We start from the raw sequence: 26,025 nt of genomic DNA, 5'->3' as shown, positions 1-26,025 counted from the left end.
TTATGCCCCGGCCGACGTATTCATGTCAGCCGCGTCGATACCGGCAACACGGACCGGCTTTTTCATGGCGTCGCGACGGAAGGGATCGCCCAGTTCCTGGTTGATCATGGCTTCGATCAGAGTGGTGATGCCATTTTTCTGGTCAATGATCGCCTGGTTCAGGGCAGCGGTCAGCTCGTCCTGGGTGCGTGCGACGACGCCTTTCAGACCACATGCGGTTGCGATACCGGCATAAGAGACCTGTTGGTCCAGTTCGGTGCCAACGAAGTTGTCGTCGAACCACAGGGTCGAGTTACGCTTTTCAGCGCCCCACTGGTAGTTGCGGAAAACGATCTGAGTCACGGCGGGCCATTCTTCGCGGCCAATCGCGGTCAGTTCGTTCACAGCGATACCAAATGCGCCGTCACCCGAGAAACCGACAACCGGAACGTCCGGGCAACCGATTTTCGCGCCAACAACGGCAGGCAGACCGTAACCACAGGGGCCAAACAGGCCAGGTGCCAGGTACTTGCGGCCTTCTTCGAAGGATGGGTACGCGTTACCGATGGCGCAGTTGTTGCCGATATCGGACGAGATGATTGCCTCGGTCGGCAGCGCCGCCTGAATTGCGCGCCATGCCATGCGGGGGCTCATCCAGTCCGGCTTGGCGGCACGTGCACGCTCGTTCCAGGTGGTGCCCGGATCGTCGTTCTCGTGGGTCAGCGAGCTCAGTTCTTGCGCCCAAGCCGATTTGGTTGTGGCGATCAGGTTCTTGCGGTCTTCGCGACCTGCTTCACCGGCGTTGTCGCCCAGACGTTCCAGCAGACCTTCGGCCACTTTCTTGGCGTCGCCGACGATGCCAACGGTCACGTCTTTGGTCAGGCCGATACGATCAGGGTTCAGGTCAACCTGAATGATCTTGGCATCGGTCGGCCAGTAGTTGATGCCGTAGCCAGGCAAGGTCGAGAACGGGTTCAGACGAGTGCCCAGAGCCAGAACAACGTCCGCTTTGGCGATCAGCTCCATGCCGGCTTTCGAGCCGTTATAGCCCAACGGGCCAGCAAACAGCGGGTGCGAGCCGGGGAAGGCGTCGTTGTGCTGATAGCCAACGCAGACCGGTGCGGTCAGACGTTCAGCCAGATCGGCGGATGCGGGGATCGCGCCGGACAGAACAACACCGGCACCGTTCAGGATGACCGGGAATTTGGCGTCGGACAGCAGGGCTGCCGCTTCGTCCAGCGCTTCGTCGCCGCCAGCAGTTGCGGCAAATTCGACGATCTTAGGCAGTTCGATGTCGACAACCTGGGTCCACATATCACGCGGGATGTTCATCTGAGCAGGGGCCGAAGCACGCTTGGCTTGCAGGATGACGCGGTTCAGAACTTCGGCGACACGGCTGGGGTCACGCAGTTCTTCCTGGTAGGCAACACAGTCCGCAAACATGCGCATCTGTTCCATTTCCTGGAAGCCACCCTGGCCGATGGTCTTGTTGGCTGCCTGCGGAGTGATCAGCAGAACCGGGGTGTGGTTCCAGTATGCGGTTTTAACGGCAGTCACAAAGTTGGTGATGCCGGGGCCGTTCTGCGCGATCATCATCGACATCTTGCCGGTGGCACGGGTGTAGCCGTCCGCCATCATGCCGCCCGAACCTTCGTGGGCGCAGTCCCAGAAATTGATGCCTGCGGCCGGGAAGATATCCGAAATCGGCATCATGGCCGAACCGATGATACCGAACGCATGTTCGATACCGTGCATTTGCAGAACCTTAACAAAGGCCTCTTCAGTGGTCATTTTCATCTGAGTGTTCTCCGCACAATTGAAGAAAGGTTCGGGCACAGCACCCGCCTTTGATACGGTTTTGGCGCAAGGGGCGAAGCGGCGTTAGGGCCAGAACGTTAGGCGGGATATGTCCAGAGTTGTGCTAGGCGGAACGGATGGCATCCGCGATCAGTTTAACGCCCGGCCCGATGCGGTCTCGGCCAATGGACGAGTATCCAAGGCGATAGAAGTTGCGCGGTTGGTGCAACCCATTGAAGAACGAGGCGCCTGGTTCGATGTGCACGCCCTGGCTCTGCAGCTTTTTGGCAAGTTTGGTCGTGTCCACACGATCGGGGGCCGACATCCAAAGCGACGACCCGCCCATGATTCCGCGTCCGGCAACGGTAAGCCCGTACTGTTCGACCGCGCTGTCCAACGCTTCGCGTCGCCGGGCAAGGGTCTTCGACATACGTCGAATCTGAGCATCATAATGGCCTAGGGACAGGAAATAGGCCGCGGTGCGCTGGATATGGCCCGGCGGGTGGCGCAGCACCAAAGAACGCAAAGCACGGGCCTCGCGGATAAAAGGCTCGGATCCGACAATGTAGCCAAGGCGCAATCCGGGAAACAGCGATTTCGAGAAGCTGCCTACATAGATCACCCGTCCGTCGCGATCCATTGACTTGAGGGCCGGGGAGGGAGATCCCAGAAAGGCCATTTCAAACTCGTAATCGTCCTCGACGACCATGGCGTCCAGTTCGCGGGCGCGTTTCAGCAACTCGTGGCGGCGATCGACGGGCATGGTTGCGGTCGTCGGGCTTTGGTGGCTGGGGGTGGTGAAAATTACATCTGTTTCATCCGGCAACGCATCCGGAGTCAGTCCGTCACGGTCAACAGCCAGTGGTGAAACTTTGCAGTCGGAGTGATTTAGCAAATCCCGCAGTGCATAATAGCAAGGGTCTTCAATCACGGCCGTGCGGTTGCGGTTCAACAGGATGCGTGAGGCCAGCCACAGGGCGTTTTGCGCGCCCATAGTGATCAAGATCTCTTCGGGGCGGGCGGCGATTCCACGGCGCGGCAACGTGTGACGGGCGATGAATTCGATCAGCAGCGGATCATCCTGATCCATGTAGTCCCCGGTCAGGGAGGCAAAATCCTTGTGACCCAGTGCACGGACCGCGCAGAGACGCCAATTGGCGTGGTCGAACAATTTCCGATCTGCCTGACCATAGATGAAAGGGTATTTGTAATCGCGCCAATTACTGGGCTTGGGCAGCACGTCCCCGTCCGAGAACCTGCGTGCGAGGGCCGTGTCCCAGTCGACATTTTCATCGCGTTTTTGCACGGGCGAATACTTGGGTGGCACGGGCGCGTTTTGCGACACGAAATACCCCGACCGGCCTTTGGCAGTCAGGTAGTCATTGGCCAGTAGTTCAGTATACGCCAGTGTCACCGTGATCCGGCTAACACCCAGATGCGCCGCCAGTTTACGAGACGAGGGCAGCTTTTCCCCAACGTGAAACCGGCCAGACAAGATGCCTTCGGCAATCATCTGTTGGATCTGCGCCTGCAGTGTGCCCTGTCCGTTCAATTCCAGAAAGAATGTGTCGACCGATATTCCCATAGCGCCTTATAGAGTGGACTTAAGGTGAGGGCAATCTGGACTTAATCTCGTCTCGAGAATTCGTGAACAAGGCGCTTGACGAAAAAGAACGACTCACCTAAATAACTAGAAATCTAGTTTAATGGAGAAATCAGATGTGGGAAACAGCTGCAGCAGGATTCTCGGCCATGGGCTCTGAAGCGCGACTGAAGGTTCTCAAGACATTGGTTCGGGCTGGTGAGGCTGGGTTGACCGTTGGGGAAATCCAGAACCGCACAGGCATTGCCCCTTCGACATTGGCCCATCACCTGCGGTTCCTCGCGGCCGGCGGGGTCGTCGAGCAAGAGAAAATCGGGCGCGCCACCATCAACCGCGCAAATTACGAAGAATTGAGAGACCTCGCGCAGTTCATTCTTAGCGAATGCTGCGCGGACGAAGTGGGAAAGGCTGCGAACGATGGCTGAGCTGACACAAAACCCAAAGGCACCGGCAAAGGTGGCCGTTGATCTGATCAAAACCCCGTGGGCGGTGATCGTGGCCATTTTGGCGCTTGTGGCCGTCCTTGACCCCGGCAATTGGGGAGAGGTTGTAACCTTTGCGGGCAAAGCCCTTGCACATACCGGCCAGTATATTCTGTTCGCCGTCTTGCTGCTGTCTTACCTCAAGGCGACCGGTGCCGAAGTGATGGTTGCGCGCGCCTTTGAGGGGCGCGAAACGCGGATGATCTTTTTGGCCGCAGTCTTCGGCGGCCTCGCACCGTTCTGTTCTTGCGAAGTCATTCCGTTCATTGCTGGTCTGCTGGCGCTTGGTGCGCCATTGTCGGCTGTCATGGCGTTCTGGCTCAGCTCGCCACTGATTGACCCACCGACCTTGTTGATCACGGCAGGCGCATTGGGTTGGCCATTTGCAATCGGCAAGGCCATTGCAGCGGTCGCATTGGGTCTGTTTGGAGGCTTTGCCGTCCGTGCCCTGATGCGAGGCGGCGCGTTTGCCCAGCCTCTGCGCGATTACAAACCGGCTGGCTGCGGATGCGGACCTAAACAGGAGGACAAACCTGTCTGGAAGTTCTGGCAGGTACCCGAGCGTCGTCAGCGCTTCCGGTCCGAGTTCATTCACAACAGCTTGTTCCTGCTTAAATGGTTGGCTCTGGCCTATGTGCTTGAGGCGTTGTTGGTCAGCTATGTGCCGGCCGATCTGATCGCGCGCGTTGTCGGCGGTGACGGTGTTGTACCCATTGTCATTGCCGCGTTGGTCGGGATGCCCGCTTACTTGAACTCCTACGTCGCGCCGCCGCTGCTGGCTGGCCTGATGGAACAAGGGATGAGCGCAGGGGCCGCGATGTCCTTCATGGTCGCGGGTGCCGTCAGTTCGATCCCGGCAATGGCCGCGGTCTGGTCATTGGTCAAACCACGGGTCTTTGCGACCTATCTGGGGCTGGGGATCACTGGGGCCATCACCGCTGGCATTCTGTTCCAGATGATCTGAAACCAAAGCCGCCCGGTGTTCTTACCGGGCGGCTTTACTTATCCTGCTTCGCAGTGGCGCGGCAGTTTGAACCGATACCGAGCCTCGCCACTGTCCACGTACACACGTTTTTCGATGCATGCCGTGGTGCCAACGGTTTGTGAGACCGGAGCGTCGGTCGAAGTGACCGAGGTCGCAGACCCGTCCGGCAGTCGGACCGAAGCAATGACGCCGTTCTTGAGGTCCCCGTTGATGGGTGTCGCTGACAAGACGTTGACGGTCATGAATGCCTCATGCTCGTGCTCGCCGCTGTCGTTGAAGATCAGCAAACCAGCAGCGACGGCAACAAGACCAACACCGCCTGCCACGGGCAAACCCCAGGTCTTCAGGAAGGCATAGATCGAAACGGCGCGATGCGGTCCAAATAGTTTGGAAAGAACGTTCAGCATGGTTTTCTCGTAAAAAAGCCCCGGTCCGTTCAGGCCGGGGCTGTCTGTGCTTTAGGGGCGCGGATCGTCTTCGTCTTCGTCGTCGGCACCGCCTTTGGGCAGGTTGAAGAAGCTGTCCGCGTCGAGGATTGGTTCTTCTTCTTTCTCTTCCGCAGGCTCGTCCGACAGCGAGAAGGTTTCCAGACCTTCGATGGCAGTCGGGATCTTCGGCGCCGCGTCCATTTCCAGCGACTGTTCGGTCGAGACCAGCTTGCGGCGCTCGTCATCGCTCATGACGCCACCTTCGGCAGCTTTCTTTGCTGCGGCTTTCTGCACGATCGCGTCCAACTCGGACTGTTTGCACAGGCCCAGGGCAACGGGGTCAATCGGCTGCATGTTGGAAATGTTCCAGTGGGTCCGTTCACGGATCGACTGGATGGTCGGTTTGGTGGTGCCCACCAGCTTGGCGATCTGACCGTCGCTGAGTTCAGGGTGGAACTTGACCAGCCACAGGATCGAGTTCGGACGGTCCTGACGCTTGGACAGCGGGGTATAGCGCGGACCGCGGCGCTTTTCTTCGCCGCTTGCGGCAGGGTTGAACTTGAGCTTCAGTTTGTGCAGCGGGTTGTTCTGCGCGGTATCGATCTCGTCCTGGGTCAGCTGGTTGTTGGCGATGGGGTCAAAGCCTTTCACGCCAGCGGCCACATCGCCGTCTGCGATGCCCTGCACCTCAAGCTCGTGCATGCCTACGAAATCCGCGATCTGCTTGAAGCTGATCGTGGTGTTGTCCACCAGCCATACGGCTGTTGCCTTGGCCATAAGCGGTTTTGCCATCAGCCCGTCTCCTATAAATACATCTTTCCCGTCGCCGGAATTCGGCGGCCCCTTTTTTGGGGCAGGTTTCCGTTGTCGGGGAACTTGGTCCGTATATAGTCGCGCCAAGGCAAGAAGGGAAGAGGCGAATGCGCTGGGTTGTTTTGGGGCTGGTTTCGTGGATTTTCGGTGCAATGGCGGCGCTGGGCGATGGCGAAAAAGCGGGCGAGTTTGACTACTACGTCTTGTCGCTTAGCTGGTCGCCAAACTGGTGCGCCCGCGAAGGCGATGCGCGCGGATCGGATCAATGCGACACCCGGCATGACCATGGCTGGATCCTGCATGGTCTGTGGCCTCAGTACCATCAGGGCTGGCCCGCCTTCTGCCGCACGCCCGAGGCACCGCCATCGCGCGCTATGTCACGCAAAATGACGGATATTCAGGGCAGTTCCGGTCTGGCGTGGCATCAGTGGAAAAAGCACGGGACCTGCTCGGGCCTCAGCGCGTCCGACTATTATGCGCTGTCCCGGCAGGCGTATGAGGCGGTTGAGCGTCCTCAGGTATTCCGCAAGCTGGACGCCTCGGTCAAATTGCCTGCATCGGTCGTGGAAGAAGCATTTCTGAAAGCCAACCCCGGCCTTGAGCGCGACATGATCACTGTGACCTGCAAGCAAGGCTATATCGAAGAGGTCCGCCTGTGCCTGTCGCGCGACCTTGAACCCGTACCCTGCGGTCGCGACGTGATCCGCGATTGTACGGCCAAAGACGCCCTGTTTGATCCGATTCGTTAGAGTTTCTTGTTCTGGCAGTCCCGGGCATATTCCAGCGCTTTGGCCGTGCCTTTCAGATCAATCGCCATGACCACCTCACCTGCGGGGTTGTAGACCGTCATGGTCTTGTTCTGGGCAATCGCATTCACGAAGCTGCGGTCAGTGAAAAACACGGTCGCGCCGGGCACATCGCGTTGATTGAAGCCGATGGCAGTGGCATCATAGCTTTTGCCGTCCAGATCGAACCGGATCGGATAACTCTCACCCTGTTTGATGTCGCCCCACGCCTTGTTGTAGACGGCGAAATACCCGCGATTGTCCAGCGCGTCATAGCCCAGCCGCACGACTGAGAGGTCCTGATAGATCGTCTGGATCAGGCATCCATTCCCCAGCGCGGGGTCCATCATGATGTTCCAACCTTCGACAAATCCCTTGTCGATGAGTTGTTGTGACCATGCGGCGGTCGCGGTGAAGGCGGCGAAGGTGAGGGCGAGAAGGCGGGTCATTTTGGTCTCCAAAAGCATGTGTCTTGTCCCGTAGTATTTATCAAAAAAGTGATGAGCCGGATAAACCCCGGACGCTGACTACAGACCATCTTGGAACCCTGTGCAGCCCTTCTCATATTTGAGGCCTGAGGCCATATTTGGGCCATAGTCTGGAGTTCCTATTTGTGCATTCGATTTGGAGTAATACACAGAATGCGCTCAAAAAACCAATTTGTGGCCGCCCTTTTCACTTTTCTGATTTGTACAAGCTATGGGGTTTCTGCAAGCAGTGACGGATCGGGGCTGAAAACAACGCCAACCGGGATACCATGGTACGTTTCCGACCGCACTTCGAACTATCCCGGCGCGGAAGCCGCAATGCGTATTGCTTCCTCAAAATGGAGAGAACCCTGGGCGATGAAAATCAAATCTGGCAAAGCCAGCGGTAAGTTCCGCTTGGTTTCAGTGAATGGGTCTACCTATGTGGTACTAGCAAAGATGAAAGGGCCATTTTCGCTAAGCGCAGAAACCGTCAAAACTGCAAGGGCTGAATTGCTGCGCGCTGCGGCTGGCAAAGCTAACTGTACAACACAAGGCGGAATTCTCGCTAAATACACACAGTATAATGATATCGAAAAGATGGCGGCAAAGGTTCAGTGCAGTTTTCTATAGGATGCATGCATTACCGTAAAATCCGGTTTGTTTTGCCAGTTTGATGAAAGGGTTTGGCAGTTTGAAGACGACCTTTACAGTTCTTTCCTTGACCGCAGCGCAGCGGTAATCGTCCCATCATCCAGATAGTCCAACTCGCCCCCAATCGGCACACCCTGCGCCAGTGAAGTCAGACGGACCTGTCCCTCCAATTGATCCGCGATGTAGTGGGCGGTGGTTTGCCCATCGACCGTGGCGTTCAGGGCCAGAATGACCTCAGAAATCCCTTCGGCCATTACCCGGTCCTTGAGGCGCGGAATGCGCAGCTCGTCCGGGCCGACGCCGTCCAAGGCGGACAGCGTGCCGCCCAGAACGTGATAGCGACCCTTGAAAACTGCAGCGCGTTCCATCGCCCAGAGGTCGGCGACGTCTTCGACCACGCACAATTCTCCGGTCGCGCGATCCTCGCTATCGCAGATGTCGCAGATATCGGTGGTGCCCACGTTGCCGCAATTCAGGCATTCGCGGGCGGTGGCGGCCACCTGCTGCATTACGTCCGACAGGGGCGTCAGCAGCAGGGTGCGTTTTCGGATCAGGTGCAGCACCGCGCGGCGAGCCGAACGGGGGCCGAGGCCCGGCAGTTTGGCCATCAGGTCGATCAGATTGTCGATATCGCTGTTCGAACTCACGGCGTGCGCTCCTGCAAAAGGGCCGGGCAGTTGTGCCCGGCCTTTGGGTCGTCAGGAGTGTCTATCAGAACGGCAGCTTGATGTCTGCGGGCAGACCCATGCTTTCGGTCAGCCTTGCCATCTCTGCCTGAGAGCGCTCGGCCGCTTTGGTTTGCGCGTCCTTGATAGCGGCCAGAATCAGATCTTCGACAACTTCCTTATCGTCGCCATTGAAAATCGACGGATCGATGTCCAGACCCTTCAGCTCGCCTTTTGCTGTGGCGGTGGCCTTCACTAGCCCTGCACCGGATTCGCCTACAACCATCAGGTTGTTCAGCTCTTCCTGCATGTCCGTCATCTTGGTCTGCAAATCCTGTGCGGATTTCATCATCTTGGCCATATCGCCCAGACCGCCGAGTCCTTTGAGCATTTCTTTTCTCCTGCAAATCGGTTTGCCGCCTAAATACGGATGCTGCCGGTAGGGTACAAGGGGAGAGCTTTTCCCGCCCGTCGTCAAGGTCTTTGGCAAGACCTTTCCTCCCGTTGGGCCCGGCAGCGCGGGAGTGTTTCCGCTTTGGTCGCTCGGATCAATCCTCCTCGAACGGATCCCATTCGTCTTCGACCTCCGGCAGGGCTTCGGTTTCGACCTTGGCGGCGCGTTCTTCCGGGGTTTCGATCCGCTTGATGCGCGCTTTTGGAAACTGCATCAGAACGGCTTGAACCAGTGGGTGTTGTTCGGCCTGTGCTTTCAACGCCAGATCAGCCGCGTCTCGTACCTCGGCGATTGTTGCTGCGTCCCCGTCGGCCACAATTGAGACGGCCCATCGGTTTCCGGTCCAGCGTTGCAAGGCCGAACCAAGCCTTTGCGCCAGATCGGTCGGCGCTTTGTCCGTCGGCGTGAACTCGATTCGTCCCGGGGAATACGAGACGAGACGCACGCCGTTTTCGACCTCAACCAACAGTTTTACATCCCGGTTCGTGCGGATCAGTTCGACCACGTATTCGAAGGTTGGATAGTGTGCCAGCGCGGTCTGGACGTCCTGGGCAAGCGCTGCAGTGGGCGCCCCTGCAGGCCCGCGTTGCGCCGAGAGATGCGCAGAGGACGTCGCCTGTGCAGGTGCATGAGTTGGCACAGCCACACCACCGCCAGGTCCCCCGCTTGGTGGGGGGGGAGGTGCATCCTGTAGTCGTTTGATAAGCTCTTCGGGGCTTGGCAAATCGGCCACATGGGTCAGACGAATGATTGCCATTTCGGCGGCCATCATCGCGTTGGGTGCTGCAGAGACCTCTTCCAGCGCCTTCAGCAACATTTGCCACATCCGCGTCAACACCCGCATCTGCAGCGCCTCGGCCATCTGTTGACCCCGCGCGCGTTCATCCGGTGAGACGGTGGGGTCATCGGCGGCATCGGGCGTGATTTTGACCACGGAAACCCAATGGGTGATCTCGGCCAGATCGCGCAGAACGGCCAGCGGATCGGCCCCTTCGGCATACTGGCCGCTCAACTCAGTCAATGCCCCAGCCGCATCACCGCGGAGTATCATGTCCATCAGATCCAGCACGCGCCCGCGATCTGCAAGGCCAAGCATTGCCCGAACCTGATCGGCGCTGGTTTCCCCTGCACCATGTGAAATCGCTTGATCCAACAGCGATGTTGCATCGCGGGCAGACCCTTCGGCCGCTCGTGTGATCAAAGCCAGCGCGTCTTCTGCGATCTGTGCGTTTTCCGCTGCGGCGATTTTGTTGAGCAGACCGATCATGTCCTCAGGTTCGATCCGGCGCAGGTCGAACCGCTGACAGCGGGACAGCACAGTCACCGGCACCTTGCGAATTTCGGTCGTCGCAAAGATGAACTTCACATGCTCAGGCGGTTCCTCGAGCGTTTTGAGCAGCGCATTGAAGGCGCTGGTCGACAGCATGTGAACTTCGTCGATGATGTAAATCTTATAACGCGCACTGGCGGCACGATATCGGACACTGTCGATAATCTCGCGAATGTCGTTCACACCGGTCCGGCTGGCGGCGTCCATCTCCATCACGTCGACATGGCGTCCTTCCATGATGGCCACACAATGTTCGCACTGGCCGCAAGGTTCGGTCGTTGGCTTGCCTTCGCCATCGGGGCCGATGCAGTTCATACCTTTGGCGATAATCCGGGCAGTGGTGGTTTTGCCGGTGCCGCGAATACCGGTCATGATAAAGGCCTGCGCGATCCGATCCGCTTCGAACGCGTTTTTCAGCGTGCGTACCATTGCGTCCTGTCCAACCAGATCAGCAAAGGTTTCGGGGCGGTACTTGCGGGCAAGAACCTGATAGGCGGGGCTGGGCGTTTCGGTCATGTCTGCTCTGTCAGATTCGTGTCAGAAATGCAGCGTAGAGACCCGGGCCGCCCACGTCCACAGCAGGCTTTGTGGAATTTCGGTTTGGACAGCGTCTGTAAGCGGGATAAACCAGCTGTCAAAATTTGGTGGGCCGGTGGCAGTAGGAGCATTAGCTTTGGCAAAATTTGCGATCTACGCGCTGCCTGTTGGCTCAGGCATCTTGGCGCTGTCCCCCTTGCCGGGCGGCGGCGGTGGGTATGTGGACGATCTGAGGGTGATACAGGACTGGAACCCTGATCTGGTGATTTCAATGACCACCGAGGCCGAGATGCGGCAGGTCGGCGCAGGCGGTTTTGGTCGAGACGTTCAAAGCAGGTCCGCGACATGGGTGCATCTTCCGGTCGAGGATTTTGGCACACCGCCCCTGCCAATCGAAACTCTTTGGCCCCAAGCCAGCGCAGCCGCCCGGCAGGTTCTGTCCGACGGTGGACGCGTGCTGGTGCATTGCCGGGGCGGTTGTGGGCGGTCGGGGATGGTCGCGCTGAGGCTCATGGTGGAAAGCGGCGAAGATCCAAACCACGCGCTAAACCGGCTGCGCTTGGCCCGACCATGCGCGGTGGAAACGGATGAGCAGATGGCTTGGGCCATGAAACCGGCCCAGAGCGATCAGTGAACTAGGATCAGGCCGTGGCTTGTTGAACAACCTGATGCGATGGACGCGGTGCAAGGGCCGATGCCTGAAGCATGGCGCAAGGCAAGGCCGCCAAAACACCAGCAGGCAGAGTGGAAAAGTCAGGGCCGAACATCATATCGGCGTATTCGTCCAACGTGTCGGCTGAGTCGCCTGTGTTTGCCCCGCAATAGACCCTGATCCGGGCCGGGCTGGCGCGAAACCGTGCGGTGCAACCCTCATCGCAATGGGTCAGTTCGCTGGAGCCGTCCACCTCAAATTCGCTGGTCGTCATTGGTTGTGCTGTTGCCATCGCCTCGGCCAATGCCCGAGCCATTTGGGCCAATGCGGGGCAGGTTTTCCCCGTTTTCTGGCACAGGGTGGCGGTGAATTCGTGGGTCGTTGTCTTCCAGATCATAATGCGCCCTCCGCGCGGTGAGCGGGGGACGTGGAACAGGGAACTCAGCGTACTGAAGACCTGCCCGGACACCCCGCCCGAGTTTCGGTTTTTACTTTGATGGCAGGTCTCCTGACTTGCGGGTCATTGCTTTGCCGACCTTCCCAGCCTTTCGGCCAGTGGTATTTCGGCATTGCTTACCGCTTACAGTTGCGGGGGCAGTCGCGGCCTTGGTCCGTTCCGGCATTGCCGGGCTGGACCGCACCGAGTTCCCTTTTCATCCCGCCCCAATATAAGGACGAGAACCATCACCTCATCGCTAGCGGTTGTAGGTGGCTTGAGTCAAGCGGGCTGTTTTCCATCGTTCAAGTGGACGCTTGGTCACTTTGAAAATCTGTTGACTCTAGTCGCGCAAAAGCGCCGATATGCCATTATGTGAACCGAATAGTTCAGATGCTTGCGAGGGCACCATGTTGGACAACACTCCGGTCGTTTTGACCGAAGATTTCACGTTTTCTGCCGGAGAGGCCGAACTGTCGGCACGGCTGTATATGCCTGCCTCGGCACCTGATGTGGCGGTTGTAGTCCATGCAGCCACAGGCGTACCGCGCGACTATTACCAGCATTTTGCGCGGTGGTTGGTGGAAGAACAGGGTATGGCCTGTCTGACCTATGACTATCGCGATTTTGGCCACTCTCTACGCGGGCGCCTGCGCGATTCGCAGGCCACGATGGCTGACTGGGCGTTGATCGACATGCCCGCTGCTCGCGCTGAAATGCGGCGCAGATTTCCCGCGGCCCAGCAGTGGAGCATTGGCCATTCGGTGGGTGGAATGCTGGGGCCAATTCAGCCCGATATTGAGCAGATCGACCGGATGATCTGTGTCTGTTCAGGTTTGGTGACGGTATCCGACCACCCCTGGCCGTATCGCGCACTGGCGACAATGTTCTGGTATGCCCACCCGCCATTGCTGGTTAAGGCATTGGGATACCTGCCGGGCAAGGCACTTGGGTTCGGCTCGGACCTTCCGGCACGTGTCTACTGGCAGTGGCGTAAATGGTGCACCGCTGCGCTGAGCTACGTGCCGGATATCGGCAAAAGCCTTCCAGACGCCCGTTGGTCCGCGTCGGAAACACCTGTTGATCTGTTCACAATGGACGATGATCAGGTGGTGCCCCCGAACGCGGTTTGGCGCCTGGCCGATCTTTACGGTCCCAAAGCCCGCCGGCATCAGTTGTCGCCGAAAGACTTTGGATTGGCCGAGGTCGGTCACATCGGCGCATTTGCGCGCCGAAATGCAAACATATGGCCCCGGTTGATCGCCTGAGTCGGTATTTACAGATTTTTGCGGGATTTCTTGTCCTGCATCACCGATCGTACCATCTTACCAAAGGCCTTGTCGCGCGCACGAGACTGCGCCACGGTTTCCGAGTTCCTTTCATCCTCGCGCCGCAGTTTTCGCCAACGCTCTAGCCGCTCTGTGTCAAGGGATCCGGTGGAAATCGCATCCTGCACAGCGCATCCCGGCTCGGCCTGATGCTGACAATCGGAAAAGCGGCAGGTTTGGGCCAATTCCAGAATGTCGGAAAAGACCTCATCGACGCCATCTTGTGCATCCAGCAACCGCAAAGCCCGCATGCCGGGTGTATCGACCAACCAGCCTCCGTTCTGCATCGGATGCAACGCGCGGGCAGTTGTCGTGTGCCGCCCGCGCGCGTCGTCCTCGCGAATGCTGGAGGTTGCCTCATCCAGACCAGTCATGGCATTGACCAATGTCGTTTTGCCGACACCGGATGAGCCAACCAATGCAGCGGTCTGCCCACTGGGACACCAAGACAGAACTTGCTGCACGTCCAGGGCATCCAATGCATTGATTGCCAGCACGGTCAGAAACGGTGCCAGCGACTCGGCTGCTTTGGAGAAATTACCAGGATCGGTACAGGTATCGGCCTTGGTTAGAACGATCACCGGATAGCACCCGGCCTGATGTGCCAAAGCCAAATACCGTTCCAGTCGGGCCAGATTGAAGTCGGCATTGCAGGAACTGACGATGAACAGCACATCCACATTGGCGGCGATCAACTGGGTTTCGGCCCCGGTTCCAGCGGCGCGGCGTTTCAAAAGGCTGCGGCGTTCCAGCAGGTGTTGAACCCGGTTTTGATCATCCGCCAATACCCAATCTCCGACGGCAAAGTCGCCCGTCGGCTGGTTCAGGGTGAGCAGAGGTGTTTCACCGTTGATGCTTGCGCCGATCAGGCGATCACGGTGAACGGCTGTGATGCGAAAGGGAACGCATTTTGGATTGGCCGCATGTTGTGCGGCAAAGTGTGAGGACCATCCCAGGTCCGAAAGTGTAAAGGACATTATTCTGCCTGTGTTCAGGTACAGCTATCCGTCTGGATGGCGGTCGCGCATCCAGCGGTAATTTGTTCAGGCAGGTGTGAGGGTCGGCCTCAGAAACGCTCTGCCCAAAGGGTTTTTGCTACAATCATAAAAGCCCTCCTGCGGCTAACGATTCAAGTAAGTGAGAGGTTGGACATCGACCCAAGCGGGGCTCGTTGTGGCTGCTTCCTTCCGGACCTGACCAGGTTGGCGAGGCGCTCGCCCGCGCCAACCTCTCGAAAATCGATATAGGGAAGACACGCAGAAATGACAACCCGTCACAGTGAGAGTTGAATGCGCAAAAACCCTTCGGCATCCGTTCCAGCCAGCGTTGGGCTGAACTCTGCGATGTCTGCGAGGTGACGTTGTGCCTGTTGGCCGGTCTTCAACAGGACAGAGGATCCCGGCATGGGCGCAAAACGGAATGGGCAGGGGCCCTGTTCCAGCGATTCAGCGGGCATTGCACCGGTCAGGTAATCCTTTAGCGCGTGTTGGATCGGCAAAGCCGGAACGTTGATGATTTCGGCGTCCCGTATGATCGGAAAATGCCCGCCGCCGCTGGCCCGATAATTGTTCAGTGCAACGACAAAGCGTTGTTCGGCCGTCACCGCGTGGCCTTGGAAACGAAGATCTGAGATGCGCTGGTATGCCGGATTTACCAGTCGCCCTTCCGCATCGAACCGAGGCGGAACGCTCAGGTCGATCACGTAGCTTAGCCCGAACAGAACATCGAAATTGTGTCCGGCTCGATCAGGATTGACCAATTCAGTTTGCACGCCGGGTTTCACCTGATTGAATACGCCCGCAGACATTTCAAGCCAATCTCTGATGTGCTCTCCTGTCACCGCGACCGAACGAAGTTCGTTTGGAAAGATGTTCAGATCAGCCACGTGCCGCATACGCATGACGCCCGCAGGAATGTCCGAGTAAAAGCGAGGCCCGGCGCGACCACCGAACTTCGAAGGTGCCACGGCAGACAGCAATGGTGTCGCTTTATGGGGTGTGCCCTTCAGGATCTGGCGCACGGCCGAAGCCTGTGCTGCGGCCACCATCGCAAGCCCGCGATCCTTGGCGCAAAAGCTGAAATAGCTGTGCAGGCTCTGATCCGTATGCCCAATCGGTTCCGCGGCCCGTTTTCGTGTTGCGGAATGCACATCTGAAAACATCGCTACCAACAGCGGGTCTTCGGCCGCCGGGTCAGCACCTGAGACCGGGCGCAGTTCAGTGCGATGAGCCGCGACCGACCAGCCCTTTTCCGTCGTGGCAGTCAGCGTCAGATCAATCACGCCAAGATGAGATCCGGCAGATCCCGGCATGACAACAGGTGTGCCATGCACCATACCGCCAGTGGCATCGACGTGTTCCAGCCCAGCGTGTGACTTCCCCGGCAGGGTCAGATGCGTGTGCCCGGCGATGATGGCGTCAATGCCCTCAATCGCGGCAAGGGGGATTATCGCGTTTTCAAGATCGGGCGCGGGGTCGACGGACCCCAGCCCCGTATGGGCAAGCGCGATGATCACGTCGCAGCCGTGGGATCGAAGCTCTGACACTTTAGTGCGCGCGCAGGTCAAAATGTCGTCTATTCGGACGTCATTACCCAGCCGATGAGATTCCCAATTCCGGGTCTGCGGCGGAACGACCGAGAAGACGCCGACGGTTAGCGAGGCTTGGTGCCCCGCGACCTCAACCCGGCGGGTTAGAACTGCCTGATCCTGCCAGACCTCGTTGGCACCCGGGCTATGAACATTGCTGCAAACCACTGGACAGGGGGCCTGCGAAAGGATGCTGTCCAGTATATCTTGACCGAACCCGAAATCATGATTTCCCAACCCGATCGCATCATACTCTAACGCGCCAAACGCCTGCATCAGCGTATGAGGCTTATCGGCCTGCTCGGCGGCCAGCTCCCCAACCGGAGTTCCCTGCAGCGAATCGCCGTTGTCAAAAAGCAGCACGGTTGAGCCATCCGCCTGCGCCTCAGTTCGGGCTTCACGGATCAGGCTGGCGGTTCGGGTCAGGCCGATTGTGGGTTCAGGGGTGTCAGAATAGTAATCAAAACTCCTCAAGTTCATATGAAGATCCGTGGTGGCCAGTATTCGGACCCGCACGGTCTGCGAATGCAGAGAAGGGGAAGGTTTCAAATTTCTACTTTTGGCAGTTTTGTCTTAGTCATTTTCAACAAAAAGATTAATCACAGTGAATTGCAAGGCTTAGCTGTGTTCATTCGATGGCGACCTGTGGTTTTGGGGGTGAAATACCGTTGCAACTGATTGGCCGACATGGCAGCCCTGTGCGGACAAGCCTAAGGATAACTTATGAAAAATGCGGAATATGTGACGTTTGGTAGCTCGGGGCTGGATCGTGCGGCGCATATTCGCGGGGATGCTGATGCGGTCGCGGGGGCGCGGGGGCATCCCAATGCAAAATGCCTGCTCTTGTGGCGCGGTAAGGTTTTGGTTCAGGGCGAGGCGCTGGATCAGTTGGGACTGATCGCCATGTCACATAAGCTGGTCGAAACCGGGCCGGGAGGTTCTGTCGAGCAGCCTGTGTTCTTGGGGCTGTCGGACGATGCGCCGGTGTTTGCCTTTGATATTTCGGACTGGACGGCTGATGGGTTGGACGTGTCCGGTGTCGGAGGCTTTATCGACAAGTCAGAGCAACAGCACCCGGACTTGCCCCACGGCCATGTCTTTGCCGAACTGCGCCGGATCATGACCCGTTTGTCGACGCGTGACGCCGAACTGGCGGCTTCGGCCAAGGCGGTGACCGCATGGCACGAAACGCATCGATTTTGCGCCCGGTGTGGCGCAGCCAGCGAACTTGCGCAGGCGGGGTGGCAGCGCAGTTGCCCGTCCTGCGGTGGGCAGCACTTTCCGCGTACTGATCCGGTCGTCATCATGTTGATTACGCAAGGTGATTCAGTGTTGATGGGACGTTCACCCGGCTGGCCAGAAGGGATGTATTCGCTGTTGGCAGGGTTTGTTGAACCGGGTGAAACGCTTGAGGCAGCGGTCCGGCGGGAAGTGATGGAAGAGGCCGGGGTGCCCGTAGGTGAGGTCCGTTACCTGTCCAGCCAACCCTGGCCGTTTCCGGCCTCGTTGATGTTCGGCTGCGCGGGTGAGGCGTTGTCGCGCGGCATCACCATCGACCCGGTCGAAATCGAAGATGCGATGTGGGTTACCAAATCCGAGATGATGCAAGCCTTTGCCGGCGAACACCCTGTTTTGCTGCCAGCCCGCAAGGGAGCGATTGCGCATTTTCTTTTGCAAAACTGGCTTGCGGATACATTGGACTGACAAAATACTGTTCTGAAAAGCGAGAGAACCCCGAACCACAATGCAGTTTACAGTGCGCGAAGATATCGAAGCTCCCATCAACTCGGTGTTTGAAATGGTGGCCGACTTCGACCGATTCGAACGGATCGCAATGCGGCGCGGGATCGACGTCCGGCGGATTTCGGGCGAATTGGGCGTTGTTCCGGGCACCAGTTGGGAGACAGAATTCAGGTTGCGCGGAAAGCCACGTCAGATTTCCGTGCAGATGGCCGAATGCGACCCGCCTTTGCTGATGCGGTTCGAAGCGGCAAGCAAGGGGATGAACGGGGTCACGACGGTGGAGCTTTTGGCCCTGTCGCAGCGCCGCACGCGTCTAAGCGTTGATATGTCCCTGTTAGCCAAATCCCTGCCTGCGCGGCTGCTGTTACAATCACTAAGGCTTGGGCAATCCCGGTTTCGCCGACAGTTTCAGTTGCGCCTGACCGAGTTCGCACGGGAAATGGAACAACGTCACATTCATGGCGGCTGATTTCCAAAGCTTTGGTGAGAACGAGATGGATAGTTTTATTGTTCGTGAGGCGGTTTTGACGGACGCCCAAGGTATCTCAGAGGTACTGTGGGACATCGCAGCGGCCGGAAAGCGTAACAAGCGCTGCGACGTTGATTTTGCCCGCGAGCATTACGTGGCCGATCCCGACCGGATCAGATGCTCTGTTGCTTTTCAGGAGGAGCAGGTCCTGGGATTTCAATCGTTGAAATGGGCGGTCGAAAACAACCCATATGGCGCTCCGGTCGGGTGGGGCGTCATTGGAACGCATATTCGCCCGTTTGCCGCAGGGCGCGGTGTCGGGCGTGCCTTGTTTCGTGCGACGCTCTTGGCGGCACGGGAAAGTGGCCTACCGGCCATTGATGCGACCATTTCGGCCACAAACGCCGAAGGATTGGCCTATTATTCGGCGATGGGCTTTGTGGATTATCGGGAGCACGAGAGTGCCCAGTGCAAAAGCTTTTCCGTGATTTGAGCCGAGGTGGCTTCAGCCGCGCGGTTGAGCCGCTGGGTAGACGCCCAAAATCTCGACATTCGTGGTGAAGTGTTCCAGTTCTTCCATCGCCAACTGTACGTTCCGGTCGTCCGGGTGGCCCACGATATCGGCATAAAACTGGGTCGCAGTGAACGACCCATCGACCATGTAGCTTTCCAGCTTGGTCATGTTGATGCCGTTGGTCGCAAACCCACCCATCGCCTTGTAAAGCGCAGCCGGAATGTTGCGCACCTGAAAAACAAAACTGGTGATCATGCCGTGTTCTCCGCGGCGTGACATGTCGGCCTGCTGTGACATCACCAGAAAGCGTGTGGTGTTGTTGTCGCGGTCTTCAATGTGCCGGGCAAGTACGTTCAACCCGTAGATTTCGCCGGCCAACTCGCTGGCCAATGCTGCTGAATGCACCTCGCCTTGTTCCGAGACCTCGCGGGCCGCACGCGCGTTGTCGGGACTGACGCGTCCTTTGATGTTGTGCTCTTTCAAAAAGCCGGCGCATTGCGGTAGCAGAACCAGGTGCGAGTGTGCCTCGGTGACATCCTCGATTTTGGCCCCTGGTACGGCAAGAAGGTTGATGTGAACGCGTACGAACGCTTCTTCGATGATGTGCAACCCGCTGTGGGGAAGCAAACGGTGGATATCGGCGACCCGGCCGTACGTGGTGTTTTCGACCGGCAGCATTGCCAATTCAGCCTCACCTGCGCGCACCGATTCGATCACATCTTCGAAAGTCCGGCAGGGCAGGGCCTCCATATCGGGGCGGGCATTACGGCAGGCCTCGTGGCTGTAGGCGCCGGGTTCTCCCTGAAATGCAATACGTTTGGTCATTTGGTCGATTCCGTGCAACAAGTTCGAAAATTGGGCGTTTAGTCGCGGTGTCTATACCTTGCCTCTTGTAAGGGGAAGCCTTAGACACCCCGCAGACAGCTGAAATGGACTCGCGATCAATGTTCGACACGATGACAGTTACCAAGGCCGCAGCAGGCCTGTTTGGCACCTTCCTGGTGCTGCTTTTGGCCAAATGGGGTGCCGAAGTGCTTTACCATGCGGATGGGCATGGTGAGACGGCCTCGTATATTATCGAAACCGAAAGCTCCGGTGAAAGCGCTGACGGCGAAGAAGTGGTGTTCGAAGACATGCTGGCCGCCGCAGACCCCGACAAGGGCGCGCGGGTTTTCCGCAAGTGTACTGCCTGCCACAAGCTGGAAGACGGCGCCAACGGCACTGGCCCCTACCTGTTTGCAATCGTGGATCGCCCGGTTGCTTCAGCCAAAGGTTTCACTGGCTACTCAGCTTCGATGCAAGCCCATGGCGGCAATTGGACACCCGAAGCGCTGGATGCGTTCCTGACCCGCCCCAGTGCCTATATCTCAGGTACATCGATGAGCTTTGCAGGTTTGAAAAAACCGCAGGAACGGGCCGACCTGATTGCCTATCTGCAGACCATCAACTGATCTTTCGCTCAGTTTTGACGCATTCAAAAGCCGCTGCCCCGTGCAGCGGCTTTATTTTTTATCTAAGTAAATCTTCACAAAGTGTTCACGCACTCTAAACTTGAAACTGGCAGTGCTGGTCTTTTAGCTGGCGCAAACAATATTAAAGACGTCAACGAGCAGGGGATGAGCCACATGAAATCCAATCGAGTTACCGCTTTAGCGCGAACAAAGGATTTCGGACGCTTAGTTCACATTCTGGCTTTGGGGGCATTGCTCTGTGCAGCCGCTGCAACTCAGCTTTTTGCTGAGGAAAAGATCATCAAATCACACGGGTTCTCGGAATTCGGTGATTTGAAGTATCCGGACGGCTTTGCGCATTTCGACTATGTGAACCCGGATGCGCCACGTGGTGGAGAACTCTCCTATGCGGCGCAAGGCACGTTCGACAGCTTTAATCCCTATACCAGGCAGGGCCGGGCTGGTGCGAGGTCGGCAGATCACTACGAAAGCCTGCTGGTTCCATCCTATGACGAACCGGCGGCCTATTATGGCCTGCTAGCCGAAAGCCTGGAGTACCCCGAAAGCTATGATTGGGTGATCTTCAACATCCGCCCCGAGGCGCGGTTTTCCGACGGCACACCGGTGACGGCCGAAGATGTGGTGTTTTCCCATAATCTGCTGCTGGACCAAGGGCTGAAATCTTATGCCGACGCAATTCGCCAGCGGATCCCCAAGGCCGAGGCGCTGGATACCCATCGTGTAAAGTTCTACTTCTCGCCAGATTTCCCCCGCCGAGGCCGGATTTCTCAAGTTGGGGCCACGTCGATTTTCTCTAAGAAATGGTTCGAGGAAGACCCTGAAAACCGCCGATTGGACAAGTCGCGGCTCGATCCGGGTATCGGCTCGGGGCCATATGTTCTGGATGATTATGATATCAACCGGCGCATCGTCTATAAGCGCAACCCCGATTATTGGGGCAACGATGTCAACGTCAACGTGGGCCGCAACAACTTTGACACCATCCGCGTCGAGTATTTCGCCGATTCCATTGCTGCGATGGAGGGGTTCAAGGCGGGCACGTTTACCCTTCGGCAGGAAAACAACTCGAAAAGCTGGGCAACGGCCTATGATTTCCCGGCAATTGCGAATGGTTCTGTCGTGCGGGCTGAACTGGCAGACGGAAATGTGCCGTCGGCGTCGGGCTTCATCATGAACCTTGATCGGCCAAAGTTTCAGGACCCCCGCGTTCGCGAAGCTATCCAGCTGGCATATAATTTCGAATGGACAAATGAGAGTCTGCAATATGGATTATTCCAGCAGCGCAGCTCTTTCTGGGAAGGAACGCATCTTGAGGCGACCGGCCTGCCCGAAGGGCGCGAGCTTGAGGTGTTGCAGGAATTGGGTGACGCGCTGGACCCGGCCATCCTGACCGAAGAACCGGTCTCGGCGCATGAATCCCGGGCCGCCCGCCAAAATGACCGTGGCAACTTGCGCAAGGCGATGAAACTGCTGGACGAAGCTGGCTGGCTTGTTGGGGATGACGGCATTCGTCGCAACGACAAGGGCGAAGTGCTGTCTGTTGCATTTCTGTCCGACCAGCCAACGCTGGACAGGCTTATTCAACCCTTCGTCGCCAATTTGCGGGCAATGGGGATTGATGCGAGCTACAACCGCGTGGACAACGCCCAGTTCACCTTGCGCCGCCGGGACCGTGATTTCGACATGATTGTTGGCGGGTACCCGAGGTCGTTGCAGCCGTCGACAGGGTTGTATCAGCAGTTCGGAACCGAAGCGGCCTCTTACTCGGTCTTCAACCCGTCGGGTGTGCATGGCCCGGATATCGAACCGCTGATCGATAACATTGCCTCTGCCGAAGACAGCGAAGAGCTGTTTGCAAATGTCCGCGCATTGGACCGCGTCCTGCGCGCCAAGCGGATCATGGTTCCCACGTGGTATCTGGGCAAGCACTGGGTTGCCTACTGGGACATGTACGAATACCCGGAAAATCTGCCGCCTTACGCATTGGGTGTTGAAGACCTCTGGTGGATCAACGAAGAGAAAGAAGCCGAGTTGAAATCCTCCGGCGCCTTGAGGTAATCCGCCCCCATGGGAGCATATATTCTTAGACGACTGTTGCTGGTCATCCCAACCCTGCTTGGGATCATGATCGTCAACTTCACGCTGGTTCAGTTCGTTCCTGGCGGTCCGATTGAACAGATCATCGCCCAGTTGGAAGGTGGCGGTGATGTGTTCGAAGGAATCGCCGGCGGCGGCAGTGACATCGAGCAACAGACCGGCGGCACGAATGACCGCTACATTGGTGCGCGTGGCCTTCCGCCCGAGTTTATCGAAGAGCTGGAAAAGGAATTCGGGTTCGACAAACCGCCGGTTGAGCGGTTCCTGAACATGATGGGCAATTACCTGACGCTGGATTTTGGCGAAAGCTATTTTCGGTCGATCAGCGTAACCGATCTGGTGCTGGAGAAGATGCCGGTGTCGATCTCGCTGGGTCTGTGGTCCACGTTGATCGCGTATCTGGTGTCGATCCCGCTTGGCATTCGCAAGGCGATTAAGGACGGGTCACAATTCGACACCTGGACCAGCGGCGCGATCATCGTAGCCTATGCCATTCCCGGGTTCCTGTTTGCGATCCTGCTGTTGGTTCTGTTTGCCGGGGGATCTTATTGGCAGATATTCCCGCTTCGGGGGCTGACCTCGGATAACTGGGACAGCCTCAGCCTGTTTGGCAAGATCGCCGACTACTTCTGGCACATTGCCCTGCCGATTATCGCGCTGACGATTTCGGCCTTTGCGACGCTGACTCTGCTGACCAAGAACTCATTCCTGGACGAGATCAAAAAACAATATGTCATGACCGCCCGCGCCAAGGGTCTGAGCGAAAGTCAGGTTCTGTACGGCCATGTTTTCCGCAACGCGATGCTGATCGTAATCGCCGGATTTCCTGCGGTTTTCATCGGTGTGTTCTTCGGGGGGTCGATCATCATCGAAACGATCTTCTCGCTCGACGGTCTTGGCCGTCTGGGGTTCGAGGCAGCCGTTGCGCGGGACTATCCGGTGATTTTCGGCACTCTGTTCATCTTTGGTCTGATGGGGTTGGTTGTCGGCATCATCAGTGACCTGATGTATGTGCTGGTCGACCCGCGCATCGATTTCGAAAAGCGGGAGGGGTAAATGGCGCTTTCTCCTCTCAACCAGCGCCGCTGGCGCAATTTTCGTCGTAACGGGCGTGCATTCTGGTCGCTGATGGTCTTTTCGGTGCTTTTTGGCCTGTCGCTGTTCGCCGAATTCATCGCTAACGATAAACCGATCCTCGTTAAGTACCGGGGCGAGTTCTACACGCCGATCTTCAACTTCTACCCCGAGACCGAGTTTGGCGGCGATTTTCAGACCGAAGCCATCTATCGCGACCCCGAGGTGCAGTGCCTGATCGACAGCGGTGGCATTGAAGACTGTTTCGACGATCCCGAGGGGATCATTGATGAGATCAAGGCCGGTACATTCCAGGCAGAAGGGTACGAGCGTGGCTGGGCCGTCTGGCCGTTGATCCCGTATTCCTTCAACACCAGTGTTGATCGCCCAGGTGCAGCGCCGCTGCCACCCAACGGGCAAAACCTGCTGGGCACGGATGACACCAAGCGCGACGTGTTGGCCCGTGTAATTTATGGCTTCCGACTGTCGATTTTGTTCACGCTTATGGTCACGGGTGTGGCCAGTCTTGTGGGAATTTTTGCCGGGGCTATTCAAGGCTTTTTTGGCGGCTGGCTGGACCTGATCTTCCAACGGATCATCGAAATCTGGTCAGCGACGCCTTCGCTTTACGTCATCATCATCATGTTCGCCATTCTGGGTCGAAGTTTCTGGCTGCTTGTCGCGCTGATGATCCTGTTCAGCTGGACCGGACTTGTGGGTGTTGTCCGGGCTGAGTTCCTGCGGGCGCGAAATCTGGAATATGTGCGCGCCGCACGGGCGCTGGGTGTGGGCAACATGACGATCATGTTCCGCCATATGCTGCCCAATGCGATGGTCGCCACGCTGACCTTCATGCCCTTTATCGTGACAGGCACCATCGGCGGCCTGGCCTCACTGGATTTTCTGGGCTTCGGCCTGCCGTCTTCCGCCCCGTCTTTGGGTGAGTTGACCTTGCAGGCTAAGCAGAACCTGCAGGCACCGTGGCTGGCCTTCACCGCCTTTTTCACCTTTGCCATTATGCTGTCGCTACTGGTCTTCATCTTCGAAGGCGTGCGCGATGCATTTGATCCCAGAAAGACCTTTTCATGAGCCTGCTGGATGTGAACAACCTTAAGGTCTCGTTCCGTCAGGACGGGCAGGTGAGCGCCGCAGTCAAGGGCGTGTCCTTTACTGTGGATCGGGGTGAAACGGTTGCGCTGGTGGGTGAATCCGGATCCGGCAAATCAGTCACTGCGCTGTCGACAGTGTCTTTGCTGGGTGACAGTGCGATTGTCGAAGGTTCGGTCACCTATGAAGGGCAGGAGATGATCGGCGCGTCTGACCAGCGCCTGATGGATGTGCGCGGCAACGATATCAGCTTCATCTTTCAGGAGCCGATGACCTCGCTCAACCCGCTGCACACGATCCAGAAACAAATGGCCGAGTCACTGGCCCTGCACCAGGGTCTGACAGGTGATGCAGCACGGGCCCGGATCGTCGAACTGCTGACCAAGGTTGGCATTCGCGATCCCGAGGAGCGCCTGGACAGCTATCCGCATCAATTGTCAGGTGGCCAACGCCAGCGCGTCATGATCGCCCTGGCACTTGCCAACAAGCCCGATATCCTGATCGCGGATGAGCCGACAACGGCCCTGGATGTGACCATTCAGGCGCAGATCCTCGAATTGCTGGCCGAGCTTCAGAAATCTGAGAATATGGGGATGCTTTTCATCACCCATGACCTTGGGATCGTGCGCCGTATCGCCGACCGGGTCTGTGTGATGAAGGATGGCGAGATTGTCGAAACTGGCGCGACCCAGGAGATCTTTGACAACCCCCAACACCCCTACACCCGCAAGCTGCTGGCGGCCGAACCATCTGGTCACCCCGATCCTGTGGCACCCGACGCCGAAGAAGTGGCGCGCACCGATCACCTTAAGGTCTGGTTCCCGATCCAGCGCGGGTTCCTGAAACGCACAGTTGGCCATGTGAAGGCGGTGAACGATGCAACGCTCAGCGTACGCGCCGGTGAAACCTTAGGGATTGTGGGCGAAAGCGGCTCGGGTAAGACAACGCTGGCGCTGGCGATCATGCGGTTGATTGCGTCCGAAGGGGCGATAACCTTCCGCGATCAGGATGTACGCCGCTGGTCGACGCGAGAGTTGCGGCGCTTGCGCAAGGATATGCAGATTGTGTTTCAGGACCCATTCGGAAGCCTCAGTCCCCGGATGACCTGCCAGCAGATCATTGCCGAGGGGCTGGCGATCCACAAGGTCGACCCGCACCGCTCGCCACGGGAGCTGGTGACCGAAGTGATGACCGAAGTGGGCTTGGACCCGGCTGCGATGGACCGCTATCCGCACGAATTCTCGGGCGGGCAGCGTCAGCGTATTGCCATTGCACGAGCCATGGTCCTCAGGCCCAAATTGCTGGTTCTGGATGAACCGACCAGCGCCCTGGATATGACTGTGCAGGTTCAGATCGTCGACCTGTTGCGCGATTTGCAGCGTAAGTACGGACTGGCCTACCTATTTATCAGCCACGATCTGAAAGTCGTGCGTGCGATGTCCCACAATGTGATTGTCATGCGAAACGGTGACGTGATCGAAATGGGGTCAGCCGAAGATCTGTTCGAAAACGCCCAGACAGACTATACCCGCGAACTGATTGCGGCGGCGGGCTGAAACCAGCCCGC

General features: G+C 57.8%; 26 protein-coding genes, 1 other RNA gene and 1 riboswitch. Of the genes, 14 read left to right on the top strand and 13 right to left on the bottom strand.

The genetic code is table 11. From position 1 onward, the window contains the following. On the bottom strand, positions 1–1,776 hold the full coding sequence (gene xsc / locus AC2FD9_RS18600; RefSeq protein WP_282153008.1) for a sulfoacetaldehyde acetyltransferase: 1,776 nt from the start codon (positions 1,774–1,776) through the stop codon (positions 1–3). Between the two features lie 124 nt (positions 1,777–1,900). After that, entirely contained in the window at positions 1,901–3,361 is a 1,461-nt protein-coding gene (gene pdxR, locus AC2FD9_RS18595; RefSeq protein ID WP_058272523.1) for a MocR-like pyridoxine biosynthesis transcription factor PdxR, read from the bottom strand. Between the two features lie 134 nt (positions 3,362–3,495). On the opposite strand from pdxR, the gene AC2FD9_RS18590 reads away from it, so the two are divergent. Both AC2FD9_RS18590 and AC2FD9_RS18585 read left to right on the top strand, forming a co-directional pair. Beyond that, a complete protein-coding gene (locus AC2FD9_RS18590; protein WP_108861160.1) occupies positions 3,496–3,804 on the top strand; it encodes an ArsR/SmtB family transcription factor in 309 nt (102 codons plus the stop codon). After that, on the top strand, positions 3,797–4,825 hold the full coding sequence (locus AC2FD9_RS18585) for a permease (protein WP_496838304.1): 1,029 nt from the start codon (positions 3,797–3,799) through the stop codon (positions 4,823–4,825). Before AC2FD9_RS18590 ends, AC2FD9_RS18585 begins: the two co-directional genes overlap by 8 nt. A 38-nt stretch (positions 4,826–4,863) precedes the next feature. Here AC2FD9_RS18585 and AC2FD9_RS18580 read toward each other — a convergent pair whose 3' ends face one another. Both AC2FD9_RS18580 and AC2FD9_RS18575 read right to left on the bottom strand, forming a co-directional pair. After that, positions 4,864–5,253, bottom strand: coding sequence for a hypothetical protein (locus tag AC2FD9_RS18580; protein WP_108861162.1), 390 nt, complete (start codon positions 5,251–5,253; stop codon positions 4,864–4,866). A 51-nt stretch (positions 5,254–5,304) separates the two neighbouring features. Beyond that, positions 5,305–6,066 carry a DUF1013 domain-containing protein gene (locus AC2FD9_RS18575; protein ID WP_108861163.1) on the bottom strand — a complete coding sequence of 254 codons (762 nt, stop codon included), beginning with the start codon at positions 6,064–6,066 and terminating at the stop codon, positions 5,305–5,307. Between the two features lie 128 nt (positions 6,067–6,194). On the opposite strand from AC2FD9_RS18575, the gene AC2FD9_RS18570 reads away from it, so the two are divergent. Next, positions 6,195–6,836 (top strand): ribonuclease T2 family protein, encoded by a 642-nt coding sequence (locus AC2FD9_RS18570; RefSeq protein WP_496726606.1) that lies wholly within the window; start codon positions 6,195–6,197, stop codon positions 6,834–6,836. Here the strand turns inward: AC2FD9_RS18570 and AC2FD9_RS18565 are convergent. Further along, positions 6,833–7,321 carry a hypothetical protein gene (locus tag AC2FD9_RS18565; RefSeq protein ID WP_496838301.1) on the bottom strand — a complete coding sequence of 163 codons (489 nt, stop codon included), beginning with the start codon at positions 7,319–7,321 and terminating at the stop codon, positions 6,833–6,835. The two genes, AC2FD9_RS18570 and AC2FD9_RS18565, sit on opposite strands and share 4 nt — an antisense overlap. A 192-nt stretch (positions 7,322–7,513) precedes the next feature. On the opposite strand from AC2FD9_RS18565, the gene AC2FD9_RS18560 reads away from it, so the two are divergent. Then, positions 7,514–7,972, top strand: coding sequence for a hypothetical protein (locus tag AC2FD9_RS18560; RefSeq protein WP_496838299.1), 459 nt, complete (start codon positions 7,514–7,516; stop codon positions 7,970–7,972). A gap of 74 nt (positions 7,973–8,046) precedes the next feature. On the opposite strand, the gene recR is transcribed toward AC2FD9_RS18560, so the two are convergent. The 3 genes from recR to AC2FD9_RS18545 all read right to left on the bottom strand — a co-directional run bounded on the left by recR (position 8,047) and on the right by AC2FD9_RS18545 (position 10,958). Further along, positions 8,047–8,640 (bottom strand): recombination mediator RecR, encoded by a 594-nt coding sequence (gene recR, locus AC2FD9_RS18555; RefSeq protein WP_496838298.1) that lies wholly within the window; start codon positions 8,638–8,640, stop codon positions 8,047–8,049. A 64-nt stretch (positions 8,641–8,704) separates the two neighbouring features. Next, positions 8,705–9,049, bottom strand: a complete 345-nt coding sequence (locus AC2FD9_RS18550) for a YbaB/EbfC family nucleoid-associated protein (RefSeq protein WP_108861168.1) — start codon at positions 9,047–9,049, stop codon at positions 8,705–8,707. 157 nt (positions 9,050–9,206) lie between these two features. Further along, positions 9,207–10,958, bottom strand: coding sequence for a DNA polymerase III subunit gamma/tau (locus AC2FD9_RS18545; RefSeq protein ID WP_282120276.1), 1,752 nt, complete (start codon positions 10,956–10,958; stop codon positions 9,207–9,209). Between the two features lie 157 nt (positions 10,959–11,115). Here AC2FD9_RS18545 and AC2FD9_RS18540 point away from each other — a divergent pair, with 157 nt between their 5' ends. After that, positions 11,116–11,613, top strand: coding sequence for a protein-tyrosine phosphatase family protein (locus AC2FD9_RS18540; RefSeq protein ID WP_496838296.1), 498 nt, complete (start codon positions 11,116–11,118; stop codon positions 11,611–11,613). A gap of 7 nt (positions 11,614–11,620) precedes the next feature. Here AC2FD9_RS18540 and AC2FD9_RS18535 read toward each other — a convergent pair whose 3' ends face one another. Then, positions 11,621–12,028 carry a hypothetical protein gene (locus AC2FD9_RS18535; protein WP_058272511.1) on the bottom strand — a complete coding sequence of 136 codons (408 nt, stop codon included), beginning with the start codon at positions 12,026–12,028 and terminating at the stop codon, positions 11,621–11,623. Between the two features lie 84 nt (positions 12,029–12,112). Beyond that, a riboswitch (cobalamin riboswitch) is annotated at positions 12,113–12,332 on the bottom strand. A 145-nt stretch (positions 12,333–12,477) separates the two neighbouring features. On the opposite strand from AC2FD9_RS18535, the gene AC2FD9_RS18530 reads away from it, so the two are divergent. Further along, positions 12,478–13,335 (top strand): alpha/beta hydrolase family protein, encoded by an 858-nt coding sequence (locus AC2FD9_RS18530; RefSeq protein WP_496838294.1) that lies wholly within the window; start codon positions 12,478–12,480, stop codon positions 13,333–13,335. Between the two features lie 8 nt (positions 13,336–13,343). Here the strand turns inward: AC2FD9_RS18530 and rsgA are convergent, their stop codons facing one another. The 3 genes from rsgA to AC2FD9_RS18515 all read right to left on the bottom strand — a co-directional run bounded on the left by rsgA (position 13,344) and on the right by AC2FD9_RS18515 (position 16,531). Further along, entirely contained in the window at positions 13,344–14,372 is a 1,029-nt protein-coding gene (gene rsgA, locus AC2FD9_RS18525) for a ribosome small subunit-dependent GTPase A (RefSeq protein ID WP_496838292.1), read from the bottom strand. A gap of 158 nt (positions 14,373–14,530) precedes the next feature. Beyond that, positions 14,531–14,629: signal recognition particle sRNA small type (gene ffs, locus AC2FD9_RS18520), an RNA gene on the bottom strand. A 39-nt stretch (positions 14,630–14,668) separates the two neighbouring features. Continuing rightward, positions 14,669–16,531, bottom strand: coding sequence for a bifunctional 2',3'-cyclic-nucleotide 2'-phosphodiesterase/3'-nucleotidase (locus AC2FD9_RS18515; protein WP_496838289.1), 1,863 nt, complete (start codon positions 16,529–16,531; stop codon positions 14,669–14,671). 174 nt (positions 16,532–16,705) lie between these two features. Here AC2FD9_RS18515 and nudC point away from each other — a divergent pair, with 174 nt between their 5' ends. Genes nudC through AC2FD9_RS18500 form a run of 3 tightly spaced genes read left to right on the top strand, consistent with a single transcriptional unit; the run spans position 16,706 to position 18,687 of the window. Then, positions 16,706–17,686: an NAD(+) diphosphatase gene (gene nudC, locus AC2FD9_RS18510; RefSeq protein ID WP_496706354.1), complete on the top strand. Its 981-nt coding sequence runs from the start codon at positions 16,706–16,708 to the stop codon at positions 17,684–17,686. A 40-nt stretch (positions 17,687–17,726) separates the two neighbouring features. Further along, entirely contained in the window at positions 17,727–18,194 is a 468-nt protein-coding gene (locus AC2FD9_RS18505) for an SRPBCC family protein (protein ID WP_496838287.1), read from the top strand. Further along, positions 18,184–18,687 carry a GNAT family N-acetyltransferase gene (locus AC2FD9_RS18500; RefSeq protein WP_496838285.1) on the top strand — a complete coding sequence of 168 codons (504 nt, stop codon included), beginning with the start codon at positions 18,184–18,186 and terminating at the stop codon, positions 18,685–18,687. The genes AC2FD9_RS18505 and AC2FD9_RS18500 overlap by 11 nt, the downstream gene beginning before the upstream one ends. Positions 18,688–18,699: 12 nt before the next feature. On the opposite strand, the gene AC2FD9_RS18495 is transcribed toward AC2FD9_RS18500, so the two are convergent. Then, positions 18,700–19,533 carry a prephenate dehydratase gene (locus AC2FD9_RS18495; RefSeq protein ID WP_058279807.1) on the bottom strand — a complete coding sequence of 278 codons (834 nt, stop codon included), beginning with the start codon at positions 19,531–19,533 and terminating at the stop codon, positions 18,700–18,702. 119 nt (positions 19,534–19,652) lie between these two features. Between AC2FD9_RS18495 and AC2FD9_RS18490 the strand changes: the two genes are divergently transcribed. The 5 genes from AC2FD9_RS18490 (at position 19,653) to AC2FD9_RS18470 (ending at position 26,014) form a co-directional block, all read left to right on the top strand. Then, complete coding sequence (locus AC2FD9_RS18490) at positions 19,653–20,159, top strand: c-type cytochrome (protein WP_058272647.1); 507 nt, start codon at positions 19,653–19,655, stop codon at positions 20,157–20,159. Between the two features lie 174 nt (positions 20,160–20,333). After that, the gene (locus AC2FD9_RS18485; RefSeq protein WP_496838283.1) at positions 20,334–22,238 is read left to right on the top strand and encodes an extracellular solute-binding protein; all 1,905 of its coding nucleotides are present in this window, start codon (positions 20,334–20,336) and stop codon (positions 22,236–22,238) included. Between the two features lie 9 nt (positions 22,239–22,247). Next, on the top strand, positions 22,248–23,333 hold the full coding sequence (locus AC2FD9_RS18480) for a microcin C ABC transporter permease YejB (protein ID WP_496838281.1): 1,086 nt from the start codon (positions 22,248–22,250) through the stop codon (positions 23,331–23,333). Then, a complete protein-coding gene (locus tag AC2FD9_RS18475) occupies positions 23,334–24,440 on the top strand; it encodes an ABC transporter permease (RefSeq protein ID WP_496838279.1) in 1,107 nt (368 codons plus the stop codon). Continuing rightward, positions 24,437–26,014, top strand: coding sequence for an ABC transporter ATP-binding protein (locus AC2FD9_RS18470; RefSeq protein WP_282170449.1), 1,578 nt, complete (start codon positions 24,437–24,439; stop codon positions 26,012–26,014). The genes AC2FD9_RS18475 and AC2FD9_RS18470 overlap by 4 nt, the downstream gene beginning before the upstream one ends. Positions 26,015–26,025 lie beyond the last annotated feature (11 nt).

The sequence above is a fragment of the Ruegeria sp. YTSC230 genome, from assembly GCF_059609665.1.
Note: the sequence above shows the minus strand (reverse complement) of the source record. Positions and strands in the feature narration are given on the sequence as shown.

What these genes read in the sequence shown, in the direction of transcription:
- xsc (WP_282153008.1), bottom strand. Translation starts at nt 1,776, where the DNA reads ATGAAAATGACCACTGAAGAGGCCTTTGTTAAGGTTCTGCAAATGCAC.
- AC2FD9_RS18490 (WP_058272647.1), top strand. Translation starts at nt 19,653, where the DNA reads ATGTTCGACACGATGACAGTTACCAAGGCCGCAGCAGGCCTGTTTGGC.
- AC2FD9_RS18500 (WP_496838285.1), top strand. Translation starts at nt 18,184, where the DNA reads ATGGCGGCTGATTTCCAAAGCTTTGGTGAGAACGAGATGGATAGTTTT.
- AC2FD9_RS18530 (WP_496838294.1), top strand. Translation starts at nt 12,478, where the DNA reads ATGTTGGACAACACTCCGGTCGTTTTGACCGAAGATTTCACGTTTTCT.
- AC2FD9_RS18475 (WP_496838279.1), top strand. Translation starts at nt 23,334, where the DNA reads ATGGCGCTTTCTCCTCTCAACCAGCGCCGCTGGCGCAATTTTCGTCGT.
- AC2FD9_RS18570 (WP_496726606.1), top strand. Translation starts at nt 6,195, where the DNA reads ATGCGCTGGGTTGTTTTGGGGCTGGTTTCGTGGATTTTCGGTGCAATG.
- AC2FD9_RS18565 (WP_496838301.1), bottom strand. Translation starts at nt 7,321, where the DNA reads ATGACCCGCCTTCTCGCCCTCACCTTCGCCGCCTTCACCGCGACCGCC.
- rsgA (WP_496838292.1), bottom strand. Translation starts at nt 14,372, where the DNA reads ATGTCCTTTACACTTTCGGACCTGGGATGGTCCTCACACTTTGCCGCA.
- AC2FD9_RS18470 (WP_282170449.1), top strand. Translation starts at nt 24,437, where the DNA reads ATGAGCCTGCTGGATGTGAACAACCTTAAGGTCTCGTTCCGTCAGGAC.
- AC2FD9_RS18590 (WP_108861160.1), top strand. Translation starts at nt 3,496, where the DNA reads ATGTGGGAAACAGCTGCAGCAGGATTCTCGGCCATGGGCTCTGAAGCG.
- AC2FD9_RS18495 (WP_058279807.1), bottom strand. Translation starts at nt 19,533, where the DNA reads ATGACCAAACGTATTGCATTTCAGGGAGAACCCGGCGCCTACAGCCAC.
- AC2FD9_RS18535 (WP_058272511.1), bottom strand. Translation starts at nt 12,028, where the DNA reads ATGATCTGGAAGACAACGACCCACGAATTCACCGCCACCCTGTGCCAG.
- pdxR (WP_058272523.1), bottom strand. Translation starts at nt 3,361, where the DNA reads ATGGGAATATCGGTCGACACATTCTTTCTGGAATTGAACGGACAGGGC.
- nudC (WP_496706354.1), top strand. Translation starts at nt 16,706, where the DNA reads ATGAAAAATGCGGAATATGTGACGTTTGGTAGCTCGGGGCTGGATCGT.
- AC2FD9_RS18545 (WP_282120276.1), bottom strand. Translation starts at nt 10,958, where the DNA reads ATGACCGAAACGCCCAGCCCCGCCTATCAGGTTCTTGCCCGCAAGTAC.
- AC2FD9_RS18560 (WP_496838299.1), top strand. Translation starts at nt 7,514, where the DNA reads ATGCGCTCAAAAAACCAATTTGTGGCCGCCCTTTTCACTTTTCTGATT.
- AC2FD9_RS18485 (WP_496838283.1), top strand. Translation starts at nt 20,334, where the DNA reads ATGAAATCCAATCGAGTTACCGCTTTAGCGCGAACAAAGGATTTCGGA.
- AC2FD9_RS18575 (WP_108861163.1), bottom strand. Translation starts at nt 6,066, where the DNA reads ATGGCAAAACCGCTTATGGCCAAGGCAACAGCCGTATGGCTGGTGGAC.
- AC2FD9_RS18580 (WP_108861162.1), bottom strand. Translation starts at nt 5,253, where the DNA reads ATGCTGAACGTTCTTTCCAAACTATTTGGACCGCATCGCGCCGTTTCG.
- AC2FD9_RS18480 (WP_496838281.1), top strand. Translation starts at nt 22,248, where the DNA reads ATGGGAGCATATATTCTTAGACGACTGTTGCTGGTCATCCCAACCCTG.
- AC2FD9_RS18585 (WP_496838304.1), top strand. Translation starts at nt 3,797, where the DNA reads ATGGCTGAGCTGACACAAAACCCAAAGGCACCGGCAAAGGTGGCCGTT.
- AC2FD9_RS18505 (WP_496838287.1), top strand. Translation starts at nt 17,727, where the DNA reads ATGCAGTTTACAGTGCGCGAAGATATCGAAGCTCCCATCAACTCGGTG.
- AC2FD9_RS18550 (WP_108861168.1), bottom strand. Translation starts at nt 9,049, where the DNA reads ATGCTCAAAGGACTCGGCGGTCTGGGCGATATGGCCAAGATGATGAAA.